The organism is Pseudonocardia sp. NPDC049154, assembly GCF_040648315.1.
In the GTDB taxonomy this organism is placed as follows: domain Bacteria; phylum Actinomycetota; class Actinomycetes; order Mycobacteriales; family Pseudonocardiaceae; genus Pseudonocardia.
This window is the reverse complement of sequence record NZ_JBEZDN010000011.1, coordinates 70,092-90,480: the sequence shown is the minus strand read 5'-3', so window position 1 is coordinate 90,480 and position 20,389 is coordinate 70,092. Positions and strand designations below refer to the sequence as shown.

General features: G+C 74.4%; 18 protein-coding genes and 1 pseudogene. 16 read left to right on the top strand and 3 right to left on the bottom strand.

The genetic code is table 11. From position 1 onward, the window contains the following. Window positions 1-19 precede the first annotated feature (19 nt). From AB0B41_RS08915 to AB0B41_RS08885, 7 genes and pseudogenes are all read left to right on the top strand, one after another. Window positions 20-913 carry a glutamine amidotransferase gene (locus AB0B41_RS08915; RefSeq protein ID WP_358200647.1) on the top strand — a complete coding sequence of 298 codons (894 nt, stop codon included), beginning with the start codon at window positions 20-22 and terminating at the stop codon, window positions 911-913. Continuing rightward, window positions 910-1,593 carry a glutamate synthase gene (locus AB0B41_RS08910; RefSeq protein ID WP_358200645.1) on the top strand — a complete coding sequence of 228 codons (684 nt, stop codon included), beginning with the start codon at window positions 910-912 and terminating at the stop codon, window positions 1,591-1,593. The genes AB0B41_RS08915 and AB0B41_RS08910 overlap by 4 nt, the downstream gene beginning before the upstream one ends. Continuing rightward, window positions 1,593-2,894 (top strand): FMN-binding glutamate synthase family protein, encoded by a 1,302-nt coding sequence (locus AB0B41_RS08905; protein WP_358200643.1) that lies wholly within the window; start codon window positions 1,593-1,595, stop codon window positions 2,892-2,894. The genes AB0B41_RS08910 and AB0B41_RS08905 overlap by 1 nt, the downstream gene beginning before the upstream one ends. Continuing rightward, on the top strand, window positions 2,887-4,065 hold the full coding sequence (locus tag AB0B41_RS08900) for an FAD-binding oxidoreductase (RefSeq protein WP_358200641.1): 1,179 nt from the start codon (window positions 2,887-2,889) through the stop codon (window positions 4,063-4,065). Before AB0B41_RS08905 ends, AB0B41_RS08900 begins: the two co-directional genes overlap by 8 nt. Window positions 4,066-4,085: 20 nt before the next feature. Beyond that, on the top strand, window positions 4,086-4,763 hold the full coding sequence (locus AB0B41_RS08895) for an XRE family transcriptional regulator (RefSeq protein WP_358200639.1): 678 nt from the start codon (window positions 4,086-4,088) through the stop codon (window positions 4,761-4,763). Window positions 4,764-4,799: 36 nt separating this feature from the next. After that, a pseudogene (locus AB0B41_RS08890) lies at window positions 4,800-5,366 on the top strand (DinB family protein); the annotation flags it as partial. Between the two features lie 358 nt (window positions 5,367-5,724). After that, the gene (locus AB0B41_RS08885; RefSeq protein ID WP_358200637.1) at window positions 5,725-6,846 is read left to right on the top strand and encodes a hypothetical protein; all 1,122 of its coding nucleotides are present in this window, start codon (window positions 5,725-5,727) and stop codon (window positions 6,844-6,846) included. Window positions 6,847-6,865: 19 nt separating this feature from the next. Here the strand turns inward: AB0B41_RS08885 and AB0B41_RS08880 are convergent, their stop codons facing one another. Then, window positions 6,866-8,152, bottom strand: coding sequence for an Nramp family divalent metal transporter (locus AB0B41_RS08880; protein ID WP_358200635.1), 1,287 nt, complete (start codon window positions 8,150-8,152; stop codon window positions 6,866-6,868). A gap of 119 nt (window positions 8,153-8,271) precedes the next feature. On the opposite strand from AB0B41_RS08880, the gene AB0B41_RS08875 reads away from it, so the two are divergent. After that, on the top strand, window positions 8,272-8,634 hold the full coding sequence (locus AB0B41_RS08875) for a DUF1330 domain-containing protein (RefSeq protein ID WP_358200633.1): 363 nt from the start codon (window positions 8,272-8,274) through the stop codon (window positions 8,632-8,634). Window positions 8,635-8,671: 37 nt separating this feature from the next. Here the strand turns inward: AB0B41_RS08875 and AB0B41_RS08870 are convergent, their stop codons facing one another. Next, window positions 8,672-8,815, bottom strand: a complete 144-nt coding sequence (locus AB0B41_RS08870; protein ID WP_358200632.1) for a hypothetical protein — start codon at window positions 8,813-8,815, stop codon at window positions 8,672-8,674. 193 nt (window positions 8,816-9,008) lie between these two features. Here AB0B41_RS08870 and AB0B41_RS08865 point away from each other — a divergent pair, with 193 nt between their 5' ends. The 8 genes from AB0B41_RS08865 to AB0B41_RS08830 all read left to right on the top strand — a co-directional run bounded on the left by AB0B41_RS08865 (window position 9,009) and on the right by AB0B41_RS08830 (window position 17,348). Continuing rightward, on the top strand, window positions 9,009-9,137 hold the full coding sequence (locus AB0B41_RS08865) for a hypothetical protein (RefSeq protein ID WP_358200630.1): 129 nt from the start codon (window positions 9,009-9,011) through the stop codon (window positions 9,135-9,137). Further along, window positions 9,134-9,235 (top strand): K(+)-transporting ATPase subunit F, encoded by a 102-nt coding sequence (gene kdpF / locus AB0B41_RS08860; RefSeq protein WP_037047721.1) that lies wholly within the window; start codon window positions 9,134-9,136, stop codon window positions 9,233-9,235. The genes AB0B41_RS08865 and kdpF overlap by 4 nt, the downstream gene beginning before the upstream one ends. A gap of 1 nt (window position 9,236) precedes the next feature. Further along, window positions 9,237-10,898, top strand: a complete 1,662-nt coding sequence (kdpA, locus tag AB0B41_RS08855) for a potassium-transporting ATPase subunit KdpA (protein WP_358200627.1) — start codon at window positions 9,237-9,239, stop codon at window positions 10,896-10,898. Next, complete coding sequence (kdpB, locus tag AB0B41_RS08850) at window positions 10,895-12,940, top strand: potassium-transporting ATPase subunit KdpB (RefSeq protein WP_358200625.1); 2,046 nt, start codon at window positions 10,895-10,897, stop codon at window positions 12,938-12,940. Before kdpA ends, kdpB begins: the two co-directional genes overlap by 4 nt. Window positions 12,941-12,943: 3 nt before the next feature. Continuing rightward, entirely contained in the window at window positions 12,944-13,567 is a 624-nt protein-coding gene (gene kdpC, locus AB0B41_RS08845) for a K(+)-transporting ATPase subunit C (protein WP_358200623.1), read from the top strand. Between the two features lie 67 nt (window positions 13,568-13,634). Then, the gene (locus AB0B41_RS08840; protein WP_358200620.1) at window positions 13,635-16,169 is read left to right on the top strand and encodes a DUF4118 domain-containing protein; all 2,535 of its coding nucleotides are present in this window, start codon (window positions 13,635-13,637) and stop codon (window positions 16,167-16,169) included. A gap of 196 nt (window positions 16,170-16,365) precedes the next feature. Next, window positions 16,366-16,536: a hypothetical protein gene (locus AB0B41_RS08835; RefSeq protein ID WP_358200618.1), complete on the top strand. Its 171-nt coding sequence runs from the start codon at window positions 16,366-16,368 to the stop codon at window positions 16,534-16,536. Next, window positions 16,533-17,348, top strand: coding sequence for an ABC transporter permease (locus AB0B41_RS08830; RefSeq protein ID WP_358200616.1), 816 nt, complete (start codon window positions 16,533-16,535; stop codon window positions 17,346-17,348). The genes AB0B41_RS08835 and AB0B41_RS08830 overlap by 4 nt, the downstream gene beginning before the upstream one ends. Here AB0B41_RS08830 and AB0B41_RS08825 read toward each other — a convergent pair. Beyond that, the gene (locus AB0B41_RS08825) at window positions 17,330-20,386 is read right to left on the bottom strand and encodes a BTAD domain-containing putative transcriptional regulator (RefSeq protein ID WP_358200614.1); all 3,057 of its coding nucleotides are present in this window, start codon (window positions 20,384-20,386) and stop codon (window positions 17,330-17,332) included. The two genes, AB0B41_RS08830 and AB0B41_RS08825, sit on opposite strands and share 19 nt — an antisense overlap. Window positions 20,387-20,389 lie beyond the last annotated feature (3 nt).

Here is a 20,389-nt window from a genome sequence, read left to right as displayed (position 1 = left end):
TACCGAGAGGAGACGGCCCGTGTGCGGGATCGTCGGGCTCCACCTGCGCGACCCCGAGCTGCACCCGCAGCTCGGCCGCCTGCTGGAGACCATGCTGTGCCAGGTCGTCGAGCGGGGCCCCGACTCGGCCGGGGTCGCCGTCTACGGTGACCGCCGCCGCTGCCCCGAGGGCCACGCCGCCGTGTCGGTCCTCGCCCCCGCCGGCACCGACTTCGGCGTCCTGGGTCTGCCGGACCTGCTGGTCACCGGGGCCGGCGACACCACCGTCCTCGCCGCCCCGGTCTCCCCCGACGCCCTGGTCGCCGCCGTGCGCGCCGCGGTGCCGGACGCCACCGTGGTCGGCTCGGGCACCGACCTGGCCGTCTACAAGGGCACCGGCCATCCGCGCGAGCTCGCCGCGACCTACGACCTGGCGAACGCGCAGGGCTGGCAGGGCCTGGCCCACACCCGCATGGCCACCGAGTCCGCCGTGACGCCCGAGGGCTGCCACCCGTTCTCGGTCGGCCCGGACCAGTGCCTGGTGCACAACGGGTCCTTCGCCAACCACGCCACCATCCGCCGCGAGCTCGTCGCGGCCGGGCACGTGTTCGACTCGGAGAACGACTCCGAGGTCGGCGCCCGGTTCGTCGCCGACCGGCTGGCCCAGGGCGAGGACCTGGACAAGGCGCTGCGGCTGGTGTGCGAGCGGTTCGACGGTTTCTACACCCTGCTCGTGACCAGCGCGGACGGCTTCGCCGTCGTCCGCGACGCCATCGCCTGCAAGCCCGCGATCATCGCCGAGACCGACCGCTGGGTGGCCATGGCCTCGGAGTTCCGGGCGCTGGCCGACCTGCCCGGGATCGCCGACGCCCGGATCTACGAGCCCGAGCCCGAGCGCGTCTACCACTGGACCCGTCAAGGAGTGACCGCGTGACCAGCACGCTGGAGACCACCGTCGTCGACCTCGCGACCACCTCGGTCCGCGAGCTCAACGCCGAGCTGCACGCACCCACGGCCACGCACTACGCCGTCGAGCACCCGCAGGGCGCGCACGCCCTCGCCGCGGGTGTGGCCACCCCGATCACCGTCGACGTCCGCGGGCACGCCGGCTACTACGCCGCCGGCATGAACGACGGCGGCACGATCACCGTGCACGGCAACGCCGGCACCGGCGTCGCCGAGAACATGATGTCCGGCACCGTGCGGGTCACGGGCGACGCGTCGCAGTCCGCGGGCGCGACCGCCCACGGCGGGCTGCTGGTGATCGAGGGCTCGGCGTCGATGCGGTGCGGGATCTCGATGAAGGGCGTGGACATCGTCGTCGGCGGCGACATCGGCCCGATGTCGGCGTTCATGGCGCAGGCCGGACGCCTCGTCGTCTGCGGGAACGCCGGCGCCGACCTCGGCGACTCGATCTACGAGGCCCGCCTCTACGTCCGCGGCACCGTCGGCTCCCTCGGCGCGGACTGCGTCGAGAAGGAGATGCGCGCGGAGCACCTCGCCGAGCTGGCCGAGCTGCTCACCGCCGCCGGGATGCCGCACGACCCGGCCGAGTTCCGCCGCTACGGCTCCGCCCGCCGGCTCTACCACTTCACCTCGGGGAACACGTACTGATGCGCGAATCAGCCACTTTCGACCGCAACGTCATCGCGGACATCCAGCGGGCCGCCGCGACCGGCGTCTACGACATCCGCGGCTGGGGCGCCAAGCGCCGCCTCCCCCACTTCGACGACCTGCTGTTCCTCGGCGCCTCGATGTCCCGGTACCCGCTGGAGGGCTACCGGGAGCGCTGCGACACCGACGTGGTCCTCGGCGACCGCAACGCCAAGTACCCGCTGCACCTCGCGATCCCGGTGACCATCGCCGGGATGTCCTTCGGCGCGCTGTCCGCCCAGGCGAAGGAGGCGCTCGGTCGCGGCGCGTCGGAGGTCGGCACCTCGACCACCACCGGCGACGGCGGCATGACCCCCGAGGAGCGCGGCCAGTCCAAGCACCTCGTCTACCAGTACCTCCCGTCGCGCTACGGGATGAACCCGACCGACCTGCGCAAGGCCGACGCCATCGAGATCGTCCTCGGCCAGGGCGCCAAGCCCGGCGGTGGCGGGATGCTGCTGGGGCAGAAGATCTCCGACCGGGTCGCCGGGATGCGCACGCTGCCCGCGGGCATCGACCAGCGCTCCGCCTGCCGGCACCCGGACTGGACCGGTCCGGACGACCTCGCCATCAAGATCCTCGAGCTCCGCGAGATCACCGACTGGGAGAAGCCGGTCTACGTCAAGGTCGGCGCCTCCCGGACCTACTACGACGTCAAGCTCGCCGTCGCCGCCGGCGCGGACGTGGTCGTCGTCGACGGGATGCAGGGCGGCACCGCCGCCACCCAGAACGTGTTCATCGAGAACGTCGGCATCCCCACCCTCGCCGCGATCCCGCAGGCCGTGCAGGCCCTGCAGGAGCTGGGTCTGCACCGCAAGGTCCAGCTGATCGTCTCCGGCGGGATCCGCACCGGCGCGGACGTCGCCAAGGCGATGGCCCTGGGCGCGGACGCCGTCGCGATCGGCACCGCCGCCCTGATCGCGTTGGGCGACAACGACCCCAAGTACTCCGAGGAGTACCGCGCGCTCGGCTCGGAGGCCGGCTTCTACGACGACTTCCAGGACGGCCGCGACCCGGCCGGCATCTCCACCCAGGACCCCGAGCTCGCCGCCCGGCTGGACCCGGTCGAGGGCGGCAGGCGGCTCGCGAACTACCTGCGGGTGCTCACCCTGGAGGCGCAGACCATCGCCCGCGCCTGCGGCAAGGCGCACCTGCAGCACCTCGAGCCGGAGGACCTCGTCGCGCTGACGATCGAGGCCGCCGCCATGGCCCGGGTGCCGCTGGCCGGCACGAGCTGGATCCCGGGAGCCGACCATGCCTGAGGTCGTGATCGTCGGCGGCGGTCTGGAGGGCTGCGCCACCGCCTGGGCCCTGACCCAGCGCGGGGTGACGGACGTCGTCATCGTCGAGCGGGACACCGTCGGCTCCGGCGGCACGGGCAAGTCGTCGGGCGTCGTCCGGTGCCACTACGGCGTCTCCTCCCTCGCCGCCATGGCCACCCAGGCCCTCGAGGTGTTCGAGAACGCCGCCGAGATCCTCGGCGAGGACGTCGGCTTCCACCAGACCGGCTACGTCGTCGGCGTCGGGCCGGAGAACGTCGCCGCCCTGCACGCCTCGATGGCCGACCAGCGGGCCGTCGGGGTGCGCACCGAGGACATCGACAAGACCGAGGTCCAGAAGCTCTGGCCGGTCGCCGACCTCGACCCGTTCGCCGCGTTCGCCTGGGAGGCGCGCGGCGGCTACGGCGACGCCTACCAGACCGCCCAGGCCTTCGCCGCCGCCGCCCGACGGGCCGGGGTGCAGCTGCGCCAGGGCACCACCGTCACGGAGATCCTCGCCTCCGGGGCGAAGGCGAGCGGGGTCCGCCTGGCCGACGGCTCGACGATCGAGGCCGGCGCCGTCGTGCTCGCGGCGGGGCCCTGGTCGGTCCCGCTGCTGGCCGCGCACGGGATCGACCTCCCGATCACGGTGCACCGCGAGCAGATCGTGCTCATCGACCCGGGCCAGGACCTCGGCCGCGTGCCGGTCTTCTCGGACCTGGTGTCGCTGCAGTACGTCCGGCCCGGGAGCGGCGGGGAGATCCTGTTCGGCAACTCGGACCTCGCCGAGCTCGAGCCCGCCGATCCGGACGACTACTCGAACCGGGCGACCGAGGCCTTCCTCGATCTCGCCGTCGACAAGGTCGGCACCCGGTTCCCGGGGCTGGACGACGCCTCGATCGCCTCGACCTACGCCGGCTGCTACGACGTCACCCCCGACTTCAACCCGGCCATCTCCGAGACCCCCGTCGACGGCCTGATCGTCGCCGCCGGGTTCTCCGGGCACGGGTTCAAGATCTCGCCGTCGGTGGGCCGGCTGGTCGCCGACCTCGTCGTCGACGGGAAGAGCAGCCGGCCCGACGTCCCCGAGTCCGACTTCCGCCTCTCCCGGTTCGCCGAGGGTGCCCTGCTCCGCAGCCCCCACCCCTACGTCGGCGCCGGCGAGATGCGCTGAGCCGGGGCGAGGACGAACGGATGTGCGTGCAGGTGCCGGCCGACACGACCGGCGCGGTGTCGGTCGACCACGGGCCGGCGATCCGTGAGGTCGTCCGGCCCCGGCCGGTCGAGGGCCGGCTGGAACGCGCGATCGGGGCCGAGGTGCGGCGGATCCGCAGCGCGTCGGGCGCGACGCTGGCGGAGATGTCGATCAGGACCGGCATCTCGAAGCCCATGCTGTCGAAGATCGAGAACGCGCAGACCTCCTGCAGCCTCACCATGCTCGCCCGGCTGGCCGACGCCCTCGAGGTCCCGGTGACCTCGTTCTTCCGCCAGGCGGACACGCCCCGTGAGGCCGTGTTCACCCCGGCAGGTTCGGGAGCCCGGATCGTCGCCCGGGGCACCCGGGTCGGGCACGACTACGCCCTGCTCGGGGCGTTGCGCGGCCCGCACAAGCGGATGGAGGCCCACCTGGTCACGCTGACCGAGCGCAGCGAGGGGTTCCCGCTGTTCCAGCATCCCGGCACCGAGCTGCTCTACGTGCTCGAGGGCGAGATGGTCTACGGACACGGGGACTCCAGCTACACGATGCGCAGCGGCGACGCGCTGCAGCTCGACGGCGAAGGCGCTCACGGCCCTCGCGAGCTCCTCGACCTGCCGATCCGGTTCCTGTCCGTGGTGGCCTACGGCGACCTCGGGCCGCAGGCGGACGACTGAGATCGTGCGTCACCCGCGCTGTGCCAGGCTGTCGGCATGACCGAGGTGTCGCCCACGAGCCACTCCGGACTGGACGTCAGCGCCGTGTCGGTCACCGACGCCCGGTTGGGCGAGATCGACGTGACCCGGGCGAGCCTCTGGCGCGTCCGGCTGCGCGGGGCGTGGATCCACGAGGTGGAGGTCGACGGCTACGTCGGCGACCTGCGGATCAACGGCGTCGAGGTCGGCCCGCTGATCGAGGCGGAGCTCGACCGCCGCCAACCTCACCGTGCCGCGATGCGCCCGGACGACGTCGCCGGGTTCCGCGAGGCCTGGGACATCCTCGAGTCCCTGTGGGCCGGCACGGTGGACCGCGCGCGGACCCTGCCGCCCGAGCTCCTGCACGAGCAGGTCGACGGCGAGTGGTCCTTCGTCCAGACGCTCCGGCACCTGCTCTTCGCGACCGACATCTGGGTGCGCCGCGCGATCCTCGGCGACCCGACCCCGTGGCACCCCCTCGACCTGCCGTTCGACGAGATGGAGCCCGACCCCGCCGTCCCGTGGGACCGCGGGGCCCGGCCGGATCTCCACGAGGTGCTCGCCCTGCGCGCGGACCGCAGAGGCACCGTCCGCCGGGTGATCGAGGGGCTCACCGAGGAGGCCCTGGCAGGGCGGACCGAGCCGGTCGACGGGCCCGGCTACCCCCCGGCCGACAGCTACCCGCTCGCGGAGCCTGCGCACGGTGCTCACCGAGGAGTGGCAGCACCGCCTCTACGCGGAGCGGGACCTCGACGTCCTCGAAGGACGCCTCACGACGTAGCGCCTCTCGGCACCGAGGCGGCCACGCTGCCTGCAGAGCTCCGCTCCGCAGGTCGTCCGGCGCCTGGCCGGACCGAGCCACTCGTCCGGTCGGACGGTTCCCCGGCCAGCGGCAGGCGCGGCAGGGTGGCGGGGGACGGATGCCTCGCCGAGGAGGGGACGCATGACGCTCTACACCGACATCCCGACCCGTGCCGAGATCGACGCGCTCTGGCAGGTCGACGCCCACGCCGCCGCGTCGATCTATCTCGAGACCGCGCCCGAGTCGTCGGGCGAGGCGGAGCGGATCGCCTACAAGAACGGGGTCCGGGAGGCGCTGACGCAGCTGGAGGGCGCGGACAAGGAGGATCTCGCGGGCCTGGCGGACCAGCTGGGTGTCCTGGAGGACGAGGACTCCGACGAGTTCTGGCGGCACCAGGCCCGCAGTCTCGCGGTGTTCGCCACCTCGACCTCGCTGCGCACCTTCCGGCTGCCCAACCGGCTCACGCCGGTCGCCGTGGGCGGGACCCGGTTCTTCGTCAAGCCGCTGCTGCGCGCGGTGACCTTCCCGCAGACCGCGTTCGTGCTGGCGCTCGCCCAGGGTTCGGTCCGGCTGCTGGAGACCGTGCCCGACGCCGCCCCGCGCGAGGTGCGCGTGCCGGACATGCCCACGGACGTGGCGAGCGCCGTCGGCAAGTCGTCGATCAAGGACCGGGCGCCGGTCCGCCGGGTGCAGGGCACGGAGGGGCAGAAGCTGCGGATGGCGCAGTTCTCCCGGCTCGTCGACGGCGCGCTGCGCGAGGTGCTGCCCGGGCACGGCGTGCCGCTGGTGCTCGCCGCGACCGAGCCGCTCGACAGCATCTTCCGCGCCCACTGCCGGTACCCGGACCTGGTGCCGCACAGCGTGCCGGGCAACCCCGAGGGCCGCGGCGACGGCGAGCTGGTCGCCGAGGCCCGCACGATCCTCGACGGCTGGTACGCCGACCGGCTGGAGGAGGAGAAGCGGACCTTCGCCGACCGCGCCCAGCAGGGCCGCACCTCGACCGATGTCGCCGAACTGGCCCGCTTCGCCACCCGCGGCGCCGTGGACACGCTGTTCGTCGACATCGACGCGCGCGTCCCCGGGGAGGTCGACGAGCTCGGCGAGGTGACCTTCGCGGCCTCGGACACGGGCTACTCGGGTGGCGTCGTCGGTGAGATCGCCCGCCGGGCCTGGCTCTCCGGCGCCCGGCTGCTGGCCGTCCGGCACGAGGACGTGCCCGGAGGCGGGGACGTCGCGGGGGTGCTCCGGTACGCCCCGACCTGAGATCGGGAACCGGTCGCGATCAGGCCGTCGCGAAGCCGACCAGCAGGAACAGGTTCAGCGCGATGATCAGCGCGGCGACGACCACGGCCGCGGCCGTGGTCGGCCGGCGGTTGACCAGCGGGCCCATGAGGTCGCGGCTGCGGGTGAACAGCACCAGCGGCACCAGCGCGAACGGGATCCCGAACGACAGCACGACCTGGGACCACACCAGGGCCTCGGTGGGCTGCACGCCCACCCCCAGGACCACCAGGGCCGGGGCCAGGGTCAGCGCGCGGCGCAGGAGCAGCGGGATGTGCCGGCGCAGGAAGCCCTGCATGATCACCTGCCCCGCGTAGGTGCCGACGCCCGAGGAGGCGAAGCCGGAGGCCAGCAGCGCGATCGCGAAGGCGAGGGCCGCCCACCGGTCGACGGCGACCTCGAGGCCGGAGAACACGCCGTCGAGGGTGTCCGTCCCGGAGAGCGTCGAGCCGGCGAACACGGCGGCGGCGATCAGCAGCATCGACGCGTTGATCAGCCCGGCGGTGCCCATGCCGATCAGGACGTCGAGCCGCGTGGTGCGCAGGACGAACCGCTGCTGGTCGGGCCCGTCCACGCGGAGGCGGCGTTGGACGAGCGCCGAGTGCAGGTAGATCACATGCGGCATCACCGTCGCGCCCAGGATCCCCGTCGCGAGCAGGAGGCTGTCGGCGCCGGCGAACTGCGGTACCAGCCCGCGGGCGGCGTCGGCGCCGTCGACGTCCACCCGGAACAGCGTCGCGAACAGGCCCACGAGCACGACCACGAACAGCACGACGATCGCGCGTTCGAAGGGCCGGTGCCCGCGGCTCTGCAGGGCGAGCAGCGCGAACGCGGCGGCTCCGGTGATCAGCCCGCCGGTGAACAGCGGGATCCCGAACAGCAGCTGCAGGGCGATCGCCCCGCCGAGCACCTCGGCCAGATCGGTGGCGACGGCGACCGCCTCCGCCTGGACCCACATGCCCCAGCTCACCGGCCGCGGGAACCGCTCGCGGCACAGCTCGGCCAGGTTCCGCCCGGTCGCCAACCCGAGCTTGGCCGACAACGTCTGCACGAGCATGGCCAGCAGGTTCGCCCCGACGATCACCCACAGCAGCAGGTACCCGTACTGCGAGCCGGCCGCGAAGTTCGTCGCGAAGTTGCCGGGGTCGATGTAGGCGATCGCGGCGACGAAGGCCGGGCCGGCGATCATCAACCGGGCGCGTGCGCCGCCACCGCGGACACGCTGTGCGGCCGGTCCGCCGGTCGACCGGGGCACCGACGCCGCGGAGCGGCCGGGAGCAGAGCGCATGGCGCGCACGGTAGACAAGGCTAAGGGTTCACGGTAGCCGGTGTTCCATCCTGAGACGACGCGCGAGGCCCGGACCCGTCGCCCGCACCGCACTCCCCCGCGCGTGGCAGTCTGCGGCCATGGCGATCGATCCCACCGGTGCGGACATGAAGGCGTTCCTCGCCGCGGCCCCGGACGAGCCGGTCACGATGCTCAACCTGCTGCGCTTCGTCGAGGGCGGGCGGGCCCGCTACGACGAGTACATCGCCCACTTCCGGCGCACGTCGGAGCGGTTCGGCGCGCAGGTCGTCTACTACGGGTACGGCGGCGCGCCGGTCGTGGCCGAGCAGGGCCAGGACTGGGACGCCGTGCTGCTCGTGCACTACCCGAGCCGCCGGGCCTTCTCGGACATGGTCCGCGACCCCGAGTACCAGCAGGGCACCCACCTGCGGACGGAGGCGCTGGTCGAGGCGGTGCTGCAGCCGATGACCCCCGCCCCCTGACCGACCGCGCCCCCGCGACGGCACCGGCGGCGCCCGCTCAGGCCCGCCGCAGGCACCAGACGAGCCAGGACAGCCCGCCGACGGCCACGACGCCGCCGAGCAGCAGCGAGCCCACCGCCAACAGCATGATGCCCGCGGCCAGCACGACCGCGGACCCGAGCGCGTGCACGACGGTTCCCACGGCTCCAGCATGCCCGGCGCCGGGGCCCGGCCGCCCGCGCCCGGCTCCGAACCCAGGAGCGGCGTCGCGAGGCGCACGCCCTGGTGACACGCGTCTCCGGGCCGTCAGGATCGCGTCAAGATCGGGCATTGGGGCGTCAAGGTCCTGTTCGGGCCCCTCCCGCCCGCTCCCGCCGGTCCCAGACTCGCCGTCGGTGTCGCCGGAGGGTCCGGCGGCCGTGGTGTCGAGGAGTTGTCCGGTGGCCGATGTGCTCTCCGCACTGCTGCTGGTCGGCGCGTTCGCCGTCCTGGTGCTGTGCCTGCGTGGCCTGGAGCGGCTGTGAGTACCGCCGATCTCGTGACGAACGTCGTGGGCGGGGTCGTGGCGCTCGCGCTGCTCGTCCACCTCGTCGTCGCCCTGCTGCGGCCGGAGAGGTTCTGACGTGGAGGACAGCCTCGCGGGCCTCCTCCAGGTGGCGCTCCTGCTGGTCCTGCTCGCGGCCTGCTACGCCCCCTTCGGGGACTACATGGCCAGGGTCTTCACGAGCGAGCGGGACTGGCGGGTCGAGGCCGCGCTCTACCGGCTGGTCCGGGTCGACGCGTCGAGCGGCCAGCGCTGGCCGACCTACGCCGCCGGCGTGCTCGCCTTCTCGTTCGTCTCGATCGTGCTGGTCTACCTGCTGCAGCGGCTCCAGCCGCTGCTGCCGATGTCCTTCGGCCGCGGCGCCGTCGACCCGGCGATGGCGCTCAACACCGCGATCTCGTTCGTGACCAACACGAACTGGCAGTCCTACGTCCCCGAGCAGGTGCTCGGCGACACCGTGCAGATGGCCGGGCTGACCGTACAGAACGTCGTGTCGGCCGCGGTCGGCCTGGCGGTGGCCGTCGCGCTGATCCGCGGCCTGGTCCGGTCCGGCACCGACCGGCTCGGCAACTTCTGGGTGGACCTGACCCGCGGCGTCGTCCGGATCCTGCTGCCCTTCGCCTTCGTCGCGGCGATCCTGCTGATCGCCCTGGGCGTGACGATGTCGCTGCGGTCGGGGGTGGACGTCACCGGCGTCGACGGGACCACGCACACCCTGCCGATGGCCCCGACGGCCTCGCAGGAGGCGGTCAAGATGCTGGGCACGAACGGCGGCGGGATCTACAACGCCAACTCGGCGCACCCGTTCGAGAACCCGAACGCCCTGTCCAACCTGTTCGAGATCTTCCTGATGCTGGTCATCCCGGTCTGCCTGACCCGCACCTTCGGCACGATGGTCGGCAACCGCCGGCAGGGCACCGTGCTGCTCGCGGTGATGGGCGTGCTCTGGACGGCCGTGCTCGCGGTGGCCTGGTTCGCCGAGACCCACCCGAACGGCCCCGCCGCGCTGGCCGCGGGCGGCGCGCTCGAGGGCAAGGAGGTGCGGTTCGGCATCCCGTCGAGCGTGCTGTTCGGGGTGTCGACGACCGGCACCTCGACCGGTGCGGTGAACTCGCTGCACGACAGCTACACCGGCGGTGGCGGCGGCGCGGTCCTGCTGAACATGCTGTTCGGCGAGGTCGCCCCGGGCGGGGTGGGCGCCGGGCTCTACGGGATCCTCGTGCTGGCGATCGTCGCCGTGTTCCTCGCGGGCCTGATGGTCGGCCGCACCCCGGAGTACCTGGGCAAGAAGCTCGGCCGCCGCGAGGTGACCGCGGCCGTGGTCGCCATCCTCACGATGCCGACGCTCGTGCTCGTCGGTGCCGGCCTGGCGATCGCCCTGCCGGGGACCCTCGACGCGCTGAACAACGACGGCGCGCACGGGTTCTCCGAGGTCCTCTACGCCTACGCCAGCGCCGCCAACAACAACGGCTCCGCGTTCGCGGGCATCACGGTGACCGGCGACTTCTTCCAGACGACGCTGGGCCTGGCGATGCTCTTCGGCCGGTTCGTGCCGATCGTCGCGGTCCTCGCGCTGGCCGGCTCGCTCGCCCGGCAGCGCCGCGTCGAGGCGGGCGCGGGCACGCTCGCCACGGACGAGCCGCTCTTCGGCGTCCTCGTCGGCGGCACGGTCGTGCTGGTCGCCGCCCTCACCTTCTTCCCCGCGCTCGCGCTGGGGCCCCTCGCGGAGGCACTCGCATGACCATCCCCACCCTCGAACGCACGCCGGAGCGGGCCGCCTCCCCGGGCGGCCCGGTCAAGGCCGGCGCGTTCCGCCCCGCGCAGCTGTGGGCCTCCCTTCCCGACGCGCTGCGCAAGCTCCATCCCCGCGCCCAGCTCCACAACCCCGTCATGTTCGTCGTCTGGGTCGGCTCCGTGCTGGTCACCCTGGACGCGATCCGGCAGCCGACGCCGTTCGGCTGGCTGATCGCCGTCTGGCTGTGGTTCACGGTCCTGTTCGCCGACCTCGCCGAGGCCGTCGCGGAGGGCCGTGGCAAGGCGCAGGTGGAGACGCTGCGGAGGACCAAGCGGGACACCACGGCCCGCCTCGTCGACGGCCGGGTCGTCGGCGGCACCGAGCTCGCGGTCGGCGACCGGGTCGTCGTCGAGGCCGGGGAGAGGATCCCCGGCGACGGCGACATCGTCGAGGGCATCGCGACCGTCGACGAGTCCGCGATCACCGGCGAGTCCGCGCCGGTCGTGCGGGAGGCCGGCGGGGACCGCTCGAGCGTCACCGGCGGCACCACGGTGCTGTCCGACCGGATCGTCGTGGAGATCACGACGAAGCCGGGCGAGTCCTTCGTCGACCGGATGATCGCGCTGGTCGAGGGCGCCGCCCGGCAGAAGACGCCCAACGAGATCGCCCTGACGATCCTGCTGGCCGCGCTGACGATCATCTTCCTGCTCGCCGTCGTGGCCCTGCAGCCGATGAGCGCCTACGCCGGCGGCCCGCAGCCGGTCGTCGTGCTGGTCGCGCTCCTGGTCTGCCTCATCCCGACGACCATCGGCGCCCTGCTCTCCGCGATCGGCATCGCCGGCATGGACCGGCTGGTGCAGCGCAACGTGCTCGCCAAGTCCGGACGCGCCGTCGAGGCCGCGGGCGACATCGACACCCTGCTGCTGGACAAGACCGGCACCATCACCTTCGGCAACCGGCAGGCCACCGAGCTCCTCCCGGTGAACGGGGCGACCGCGGCGGAGCTGGCTGCGGCGGCCCGGCTGTCCAGCCTGGCCGACCAGACCCCGGAGGGGCGCAGCGTCGTCGACCTCTGCGCCCGGGAGTACGGCCTGCCCGCCGAGGCCTCGGCCGACGAGGCCCGCGCCGAGTTCGTGCCGTTCACCGCGCAGACCCGGATGTCGGGGCTGGACATCGGCGGGCGCCGGATCCGCAAGGGCGCCGCGGCCGCGGTGCTGGCCGCGACCGGGGCGCGCAGCGGCGAGGTCGACCGCCTGGTCGCGACGATCTCCGACGAGGGCGGCACCCCGCTCCTCGTCGCCGACGGCGACCGGGTGCTCGGCGTGATCCGGCTGTCCGACGTGGTCAAGCCCGGCATCGCGGCCCGCTTCTCCGAGCTCCGGGCGATGGGCATCCGGACGGTCATGGTCACGGGCGACAACCCGCGGACGGCCCGCGCGATCGCGGCCGAGGCGGGCGTCGACGACCACATCGCCGAGGCCACGCCCGAGGACAAGATGGCCTACATCCGCACGGAGCAGGAGGGCGGGCGGCTCGTCGCGATGACCGGCGACGGCACCAACGACGCCCCCGCGCTCGCACAGGCGGACGTCGGCGTCGCGATGAACACGGGGACGGCCGCGGCCAAGGAGGCCGGCAACATGGTCGACCTCGACTCCGACCCGACGAAGCTCATCGAGATCGTGGAGATCGGCAAGCAGCTGCTGATCACCCGCGGGGCACTGACCACCTTCTCCGTGGCCAACGACCTGGCGAAGTACTTCGCGATCCTGCCCGCCATGTTCGCCGCGCTGTACCCGTCCCTCGGACTGCTCGACGCCATGGGGCTGCACTCGCCGCAGTCGGCGATCCTCTCCGCGGTGATCTTCAATGCGCTGGTCATCATCGTGCTGATCCCGCTCGCCCTGCGCGGCGTGCGGTACCGGCCGAGTTCGGCGTCGGCCCTGCTGCGCCGCAACCTGCTGATCTACGGCCTCGGCGGCGTCGTCACCCCGTTCCTCGGCATCTTCCTCATCGACCTGCTCGTCCGCCTGATTCCTGGGATGTAAGGGATGCTCTCGACACTGCGCAGGCAGACCGGCACCGGTCTGCGCCTGCTGATCGTCCTCACCGTGCTGTGCGGGATCGCCTACCCGCTCGCCGTCTGGGGGGTCTCGCGGCTGCCCGGGCTGTCCGGCCACGCCGAGGGCTCGCTGATCACGCAGGACGGCACCGCCGTCGGGTCCTCGCTGATCGGCGTCGACCCCGTGCCGACCGATCCCGCCGCGGACCCGTACTTCCACACCCGGCCGTCGGCCTCGGCCGAGGGCGTCCTCGGCCCGGCGGACACCACCACCTCCGGCGGTTCGAACAAGGCCGGCAACTCCGCCGAGCTCCTCGACACCGTGTCGCAGCGCCGCGCGCTGATCGCGCAGCGCGAGGGCGTCGCGCCCGAGGCCGTGCCGACCGACGCCGTCACCGCCTCGGGATCCGGGCTCGACCCCGACATCAGCCCGGCCTACGCCGCGCTGCAGGTCGACCGCGTCGCCCGGGTGACCGGCCTCCCGGCCGACCGGGTCCGGGACCTGGTCGCGCGGGCCACGGACGGGCGCATACTCGGGTTCCTGGGCGAGCCGACCGTGAACGTCACCGAGCTCAACCTGGCGGTCGCCGCCGCGCAGCGGCCCGGCGGGTGAGCGTGGTGGGCGGGTCTCGCGCGAACGGGGTGGCGTCATGACCGGCGGGCCGGCGGCAGGAGGAACCGTGCAGCACCGTGGTGAGCTGCGGATCCACCTGGGCGCCGCGCCCGGGGTCGGCAAGACCTACGCCATGCTGTGCGAGGCCCGCCGCCGCGCCGAACGGGGCACGGACGTCGTCGTCGGGCTCGTGGAGACCCACGGCCGCGCGAGGACGGCCGAGCTCCTCGACGGCCTGGAGGTCCTCCCCAGGCGGCCCACCCGGTTCGGCGGCGAGCTCGACGTGGCGGCGGTGCTCGCCCGCCGGCCGGAGGTCGTGCTGGTCGACGAGCTGGCCCACACGAACGCGCCCGGCCCGGACCGGGTGGCCGGGAACGCCAAGCGCTGGCAGGACATCGAGGAGCTGCTCGCGGCCGGCATCGACGTGCTGTCCACGGTGAACGTCCAGCACCTCGAGTCCCTCAACGACGTCGTCGAGAAGATCACCGGGGTCCGCCAGCGGGAGACCGTGCCCGACGAGTTCGTGCGCCGCGCCGACCAGATCGAGCTGGTCGACATCACCCCCGAGGCCCTGCGCCGGCGGCTCGCCCACGGCAACGTCTACGCCGCCGAGAAGGTCGACGCCGCACTGGCCAGCTACTTCCAGGTCGGCAACCTGATCGCGCTGCGCGAGCTGGCCCTGCTCTGGGTGGCCGACGAGGTCGACACCGCGCTGCAGCGCTACCGCACCGAGCAGCGGATCTCCGAGACCTGGGAGACCCGCGAGCGCGTGGTCGTGGCCCTGACCGGCGGCCCCGAGTCGGAGACCGTGCTGCGCCGGGCGACCCGGATCGCGAAGCGGGCCGGCCAGGCCGATCTCCTCGCCGTGCACGTGCTCCGTGGGGACGGCCTCGCCGGGGCGCCCGTCGGGGCCACGAACGCGCTGCGGAAGCTGGCCGACGACGTCGGCGCCAGCTTCCACACCGTGGTCGGCGACAGTGGGGCGGGAGGCGTCACCGACGCCCTCCTCGAGTTCGCCCGCGGGGTGAACGCCACCCAGCTCGTGCTGGGCACCTCGCGACGCTCGCGGGTGGCCCGGTTGTTCGACGTCGGGATCGGCGCGCGCGTGATCCAGGAGTCGGGCTCGATCGACGTCCACATCGTCACCCACGCCTCCGCCGGCGGCTCGGTGCTGCGCCTGCCCCGCCTGCACAGCGCGGTCCCGCTCGACCGGCGCGTCCTCGGCTGGGTGGTGGCCGTGCTCGGGCCGGCCGCCGCGACGCTGGTCGGCGCGTCCCTCTACGAGATCGTCGGGCTGTCGACGGACGTGGTGCTGTTCTTCCTGGCCACCGTCGTCGCCGCACTGACCGGCGGGCTCGGGCCCGCCCTGCTCGCCGCCCTGCTCGGCGGTCTGCTGCTGAACTTCTTCCTCACCCCGCCGCTGTACTCGCTGACCATCTCCGAGCCGGAGAACGCGATCACCGTGGTGGCGATGCTGATCGTCGCGGTGCTGGTCGCGCTGGTCGTGGACCGGGCGGCGCGGCGAGGCGAACAGGCCGCACGCGCCCGGACCGAGGCGGCGCTGCTGGCGTCGTTCGCCCGGACGGTGCTGACCCGCGCCGATCCGCTGCCCCGGCTGCTGGAGAAGGTCCGGGAGGCGTTCGGGCTGCGCTGCGTCGCCCTGCTCGAGCACGACGGCGGCGAGTGGCGGCGGGTCGCGACGTCCGGTCCACCGGAGTGCGGCCGGCCCGAGGACGCCGACGTGGACGTCGCCGTCGAGCCCGGGCTGCACCTGATCGGCACCGGCCGGTCACTGCCCGCCCACGACCGGCGGCTCCTGGAGACCGTCGGCGGGCAGGCGCTGCTGGCGCTGCGCAGCCAGCGCGCCGGCGAGGAGGCGCTGCGGGCGCAGCGGCGCGCCGAGATCAACGAGACGCGCGGGGCCCTGCTCTCCGCGGTCGGTCACGACCTGCGCAGCCCCCTGACCTCCATCAAGGCCGCGGTCGGCAGCCTGCGCGATCCGCTGCTCCGGTTGTCCGGTACGGACCGGGCCGAGCTGCTCGAGACGGTCGAGGAGTCGGCGGACCGGCTGACCGGCCTCGTCGACAACCTCCTGGACTCCTCCCGGCTCGCCTCCGGCGCGGTCGAGCCGCTCCTGGACCGCATCGGCTACGACGAAGCCGCCGCCCGCGCCCTGCTCGGTGTGTCCGACGCGGCCCGGGTCCGCCTCGAGATCCCGGGCGACCTGCCCGACGTGACCGCGGACGTGGGGCTGCTGGAACGGGTCGTCGCGAACCTGGTCGACAACGCGCTGCGCCACGGCGGCGGCGCCCCGGTCGTCCTGCGGGCCAGCGCCCACGAGGGCCGCGCGGAGCTGCGGGTCGTCGACTCCGGGCCGGGGGTGCCGAAGAAGCAGCGCGAGAAGCTGTTCGCGCCCTTCCAGCGGCTCGGCGACCGGCGGGCGGCGAGCGGGGTCGGGCTCGGGCTGTCCGTGGCGCGCGGCCTGACCGAGGTCATGGGCGGCACCCTCACCGCCGAGGACACCCCGGGCGGCGGGCTCACCATCGTCGTGTCGCTGCCCGTCGCGGAACGCCCGGCGAGTCTGCTTCCTCCGCGACGCTGACGCGACGGCCGGGAAGGCGCGGCGAAGGCGTCGTGAAACCGCTCCCCCCGACGCTTCCTCCCGATGCGGCGAGTGCCGCGAGGGGAGGAACGCGATGGAACGCGACACGGCGATCGCGGTGTCCGGCCTGCGCCGGGCCTACGGCGACCGGGAGGTGCTGTCCGGCCTCGATCAACGGCGCATCCCGCCGGAGTAGGTGCTCGCGGGGCGGTCCGCGGCGTCAAACGGGGACGTCACCGCGCTGCGGGCGGTGCTCGACCGGGCCGACCGGGCCGGGCTCCCGATCGCCGACCTGACCCTGCACACCCCCGATCTCGACGACGTCTTCCTCGCCCTCACCGGGCGCCGCCAGGAGGTTCCGGCATGACCACGTCCCTCACGACGCTGTCGACCGCGCCTGCGCCCGTCCGGCCCCTCGCCGACACCCGCACGATGCTGTGCCGCGGCGTCCGCCGGCTGATCCGCTACCCGTCGCTGACCCTGATGCTGGTCGGCCTGCCGGTCGTGCTCCTGCTGCTGTTCGTGTTCGTCCTGGGCGGCACGCTCGGCGCCGGGCTCGGCGGGGGCGGCGGGCGGACCGAGTACCTGGCCTACGTCGTTCCCGGGATCCTGCTGCTCACCGTCGCCTCCAGCGGCCAGGGCACCGCCATCTCGGTCGCGATGGACATGACCGAGGGGATCATCGCCCGCTTCCGGACGATGGCGATCCACCAGCCGTCCGTGCTCACCGGGCACGCCTTCGGCGCCGTGATCCAGAACGCGGTGGCCGTCGTCGTGGTGCTCGCCGTCGCCCTGCTGATCGGCTACCGGCCGGAGGCGGGACCACTGGGCTGGCTCGGGGCGGTGGCCCTGCTCCTGCTGGTCGCCCTCGCGGTGACCTGGCTGACGGTCGCGATGGGCCTGGCGGCGAAGTCCGTCGAGACCGCGAGCAACACGCCGATGATCCTCGTGCTGCTGCCGTTCCTCGGCAGCGGCTTCGTCCCGACCGACTCGATGCCCACCGTGCTGCGCTGGTTCGCCGAGTACCAGCCGTTCACGCCGGTCATGGAGACGCTGCGGGCGCTGCTCTCCGGGCGGACCCCGGGCGCGCTCGACGCCGGGCTGGCGGTCGGCTGGTGCGTGCTCGTCGCGGTGCTCGGCTGGGTGCGGTCGAAGCGCCTCTACACCAGGTCCCGGTAGGCCTCGGCGAGCGCCCGCGCCTCCGCGCGCAGGTCGTCCCGGTCCAGGCCCGCGTACTCCGCCACCGCCTCGGCGTACGCGGGCCCCGCCGCAGCGGTGACGACCGCCCGGGTCGCCGCGCTGGACATCGTCGGCTGGTACTCGCGCAGGTAGTGGAACCGCTCGGCGATCGCGACGAGCCACACCCCGCGCACCGGCCGGCCCCGTTCCACCTCGACGAGGCCCAGCGCGAGCAGCAGCGTCCCGCAGATCGGGTCGGGGACCCCGCTCGCGAGCAGCGCGTCGAGCGCCCCGGGCAGGCTCCCGGCCGTCTCCGCGACGTCGTCGAGGCGGTGGTGGCGGAGGTGCGCGACCACGGCCGTGGCCCGCAACGACCACGCGTAGGGCAGCAGCCAGGCGGCGCAGGTGTGCACGTCGAGCACCTCGGTCGCCCGGCGCCACATCGCCAGTCCGGTGTCCGTCTCCCCCTTCGCCAGGGCCAGCTCCGCCCGCGCGGCCAGGTCGAACACCACCGCGTCGGGGGTGTCGGCCGGTGGGCCGACGGCGGCGAGGGCCCGTTCGGCGTCGCCCGTCGCCCCCAGGCCGAGCTGGGCGACGACCACGCCCAACCGCACGCCCATCGGGTCCCCCTCGACCCCGAGCGCGGCGAGCGCCTCGCCCGTCGCGGCGAGCTCCGCCAGCGCCTCGCCGTGCCGCTCCAGCTGCAGGCACAGCTCGGCGAGCCGGCCGTGGACGAACGTGTGCAGCCACGGCATCCGGGCGGGCAGCCGGGCGGACATCTCCCGCGCGGTCGCGTACGCGGTCGCCAGGTCGCCCTGGGCCTCCCGGACGTAGCCGGCCACCCCGAGCGCGACCAGGGCGACCAGCGGGCGGCGGTCCCGGCAGAGGGTGCCCAGCGCGGGCGCGTCGGGCAGCTCGGTCAGGACCTCGTGGAGCGCGCCGATCGCCGTGTCCGCCGAGCCAGCCGGCAGTCGCCGCAGGATCGCCAGCGGGCGGACTGCGGCCGCCGGATCGAGGAGCAGACACACCGCCAGATGCTGGACCACCGCCTGCCGGAGGGCGGCGCGGCCGGCCTCGTCCGTGGGCCGGTACCGCGACAACGCCGGAAGGGTCTCCTCCCCCGCCGCCAGCAGGCGTTGGGTGCCGGACTCCACCGTCCACAACGCCCCGAGCGCCGCGACGACCGCGGCGAGCGCGGCCCGGTCGTCGTGCTCCCGGGCGAGGCGCAGCACGTGCAGCAGGTTCTCCTGCTCCGCCCGGATCACGGTGCGTGCGGGCCGCGGATCGGCGCCGAACGGGGCCTCGTGCACGGATTCCGCCAGACGCCGGCCCCAGCCGAGGATCCGGGCGGTGACCAGGGCGTCCTCCCCGGCCTCGGCCCGCCGGGCGGCGCAGAACTCGCGGACGGTCTCGAGCATCCGGTACCGGCCCGCCGCGTCGGGCGGCCGCACCAGGGACTGCCCGACCAGCGCCTCCAGCAGGTCGATCCGGTCGCCGCCGAGCAGTCCGGCGGCGGTGTCGCCGGTGAACCCGCCCGGCAGCGCGGACAGCGTGCGCAACGCCGCCCGGGCCTCGTCGTCGAGCAGGTTCCAGCTCCAGCCGACCACCGCCTCCAGGGTCCGGTGCCGCGCGGGCCGGTCCCGCCCGGTGCCGCGCAGGAGGGCGAACCGGTCGTCGAGCCGGCGGTGGATCTCCGCCACCGGGAGGGCGCGGACGCGCGCCGCCGCCAGCTCCACGGCCAACGGCAACCCGTCGAGCCGGGCGCAGAGCGCCTCGACCTCGGCGGCCGGGAGGTCGACGTCGGGCCGCGCCGCGCGGGCGCGCTGGGTGAACAGCGCGACGGTGACTGCCGGATCGAGCTGGGGCAGCGGGTGGACCGACTCCGACGACAGCTCCAGCGGCGCCCGGCTCGTGGCCAGCACCCGCAGGTCCCGGGTCCGCGCCACCAGCGCGTGCACCAGGTCCGCGGCCGCGTCGAGCACGTGCTCGCAGTTGTCCAGCACCAGCAGGGCCGGCCCCGACCCCAGCGCCTCCGCCACCGCGCTCGCCGCGTCCGGGGCCGCCCCGGCCAGCGGGCCACCGGCCCGGACGGCGGTGGCCACCTCGGCGGCGACGTCGGCCCCCGCCCGGACGCCGGCCAGCGACACCACCTGCACCGAGCGCTGCTCGGCCCGGGCCGCCACCGCGTGCGCGAGCCGGGTCTTCCCGAGCCCGCCGGGGCCGAGCACCGTCACCACGCGCGAGGTGCGCAGCAGGGCCAGGACCGCCTCGACGTCACCGTCCCGGCCGAGCAGGGCGTTGGGTTCGGCGAGGATCCCGCGACGCCGGGCCGGCGCCGACTCGGCCAGCAGCGCCGCGTGCTGTGCCCGCAACGCGGCACCCGGGTCGGTGCCGAGCTCCTCGGCGAGGTCGCGGCGGTAGTCCTCGTACCGCGCCAGCGCCGCGGCCGGGCCGCGCACCCGCGCCTCGCTGCGCAGCAGCTCCACCAGCAGTTCCTCGTCGTGCGCGGCCCCGGCCGCCAGCTCCTCGAGCGGGCCGAGCGCCTCCGCGGCCCGACCCAGTCGCGACAACGCCAGCGCCCGGGCCCGGCGCAGCGCCGCGACGGTCGCCCGGCGCGCGGCCCGCAGCGCGGCGAGCGGACCCGCACCCGCCGGGTCCCCCGGGTTCGACCAGAGCGCCAGCCCGGCCTCCGCCGCGGCGAGCGCGGCCATCGGATCCGTGGCGCGCCCGACCTCGTCGGCGTGCCGCAGCAGCGCCGACGCGTCCACGTCGGCGGGGTCCACGGCCAGGCGGTAGCCGGTCGGCGTCGTCGTGATCAGGTTCGGCCCGACCCGGGCGCGCACCCGCGAGACGACCACCTGCAGCGCCTTCGCCGGGTCGGCCGGCGGACCGTCCGGCCACAGCTCGGCGACCAGCCGTCCGGTCGAGCACCCGGCGGGGAGGTCCGCGGCCAGGGCCGCGAGCAGGGCGGCGGGCCGCTCGCCCGGCAGCACCGCACCGTCCACGGCGACCTGCGGGAGCAGGGTCAGCCGGGGCACCGC

What these genes read in the sequence shown, in the direction of transcription:
- AB0B41_RS08905 (WP_358200643.1), top strand. Translation starts at nt 1,593, where the DNA reads ATGCGCGAATCAGCCACTTTCGACCGCAACGTCATCGCGGACATCCAG.
- AB0B41_RS08900 (WP_358200641.1), top strand. Translation starts at nt 2,887, where the DNA reads ATGCCTGAGGTCGTGATCGTCGGCGGCGGTCTGGAGGGCTGCGCCACC.
- AB0B41_RS08895 (WP_358200639.1), top strand. Translation starts at nt 4,086, where the DNA reads ATGTGCGTGCAGGTGCCGGCCGACACGACCGGCGCGGTGTCGGTCGAC.
- AB0B41_RS08885 (WP_358200637.1), top strand. Translation starts at nt 5,725, where the DNA reads ATGACGCTCTACACCGACATCCCGACCCGTGCCGAGATCGACGCGCTC.
- AB0B41_RS08880 (WP_358200635.1), bottom strand. Translation starts at nt 8,152, where the DNA reads ATGCGCTCTGCTCCCGGCCGCTCCGCGGCGTCGGTGCCCCGGTCGACC.
- AB0B41_RS08875 (WP_358200633.1), top strand. Translation starts at nt 8,272, where the DNA reads ATGGCGATCGATCCCACCGGTGCGGACATGAAGGCGTTCCTCGCCGCG.
- kdpB (WP_358200625.1), top strand. Translation starts at nt 10,895, where the DNA reads ATGACCATCCCCACCCTCGAACGCACGCCGGAGCGGGCCGCCTCCCCG.
- kdpC (WP_358200623.1), top strand. Translation starts at nt 12,944, where the DNA reads ATGCTCTCGACACTGCGCAGGCAGACCGGCACCGGTCTGCGCCTGCTG.
- AB0B41_RS08830 (WP_358200616.1), top strand. Translation starts at nt 16,533, where the DNA reads ATGACCACGTCCCTCACGACGCTGTCGACCGCGCCTGCGCCCGTCCGG.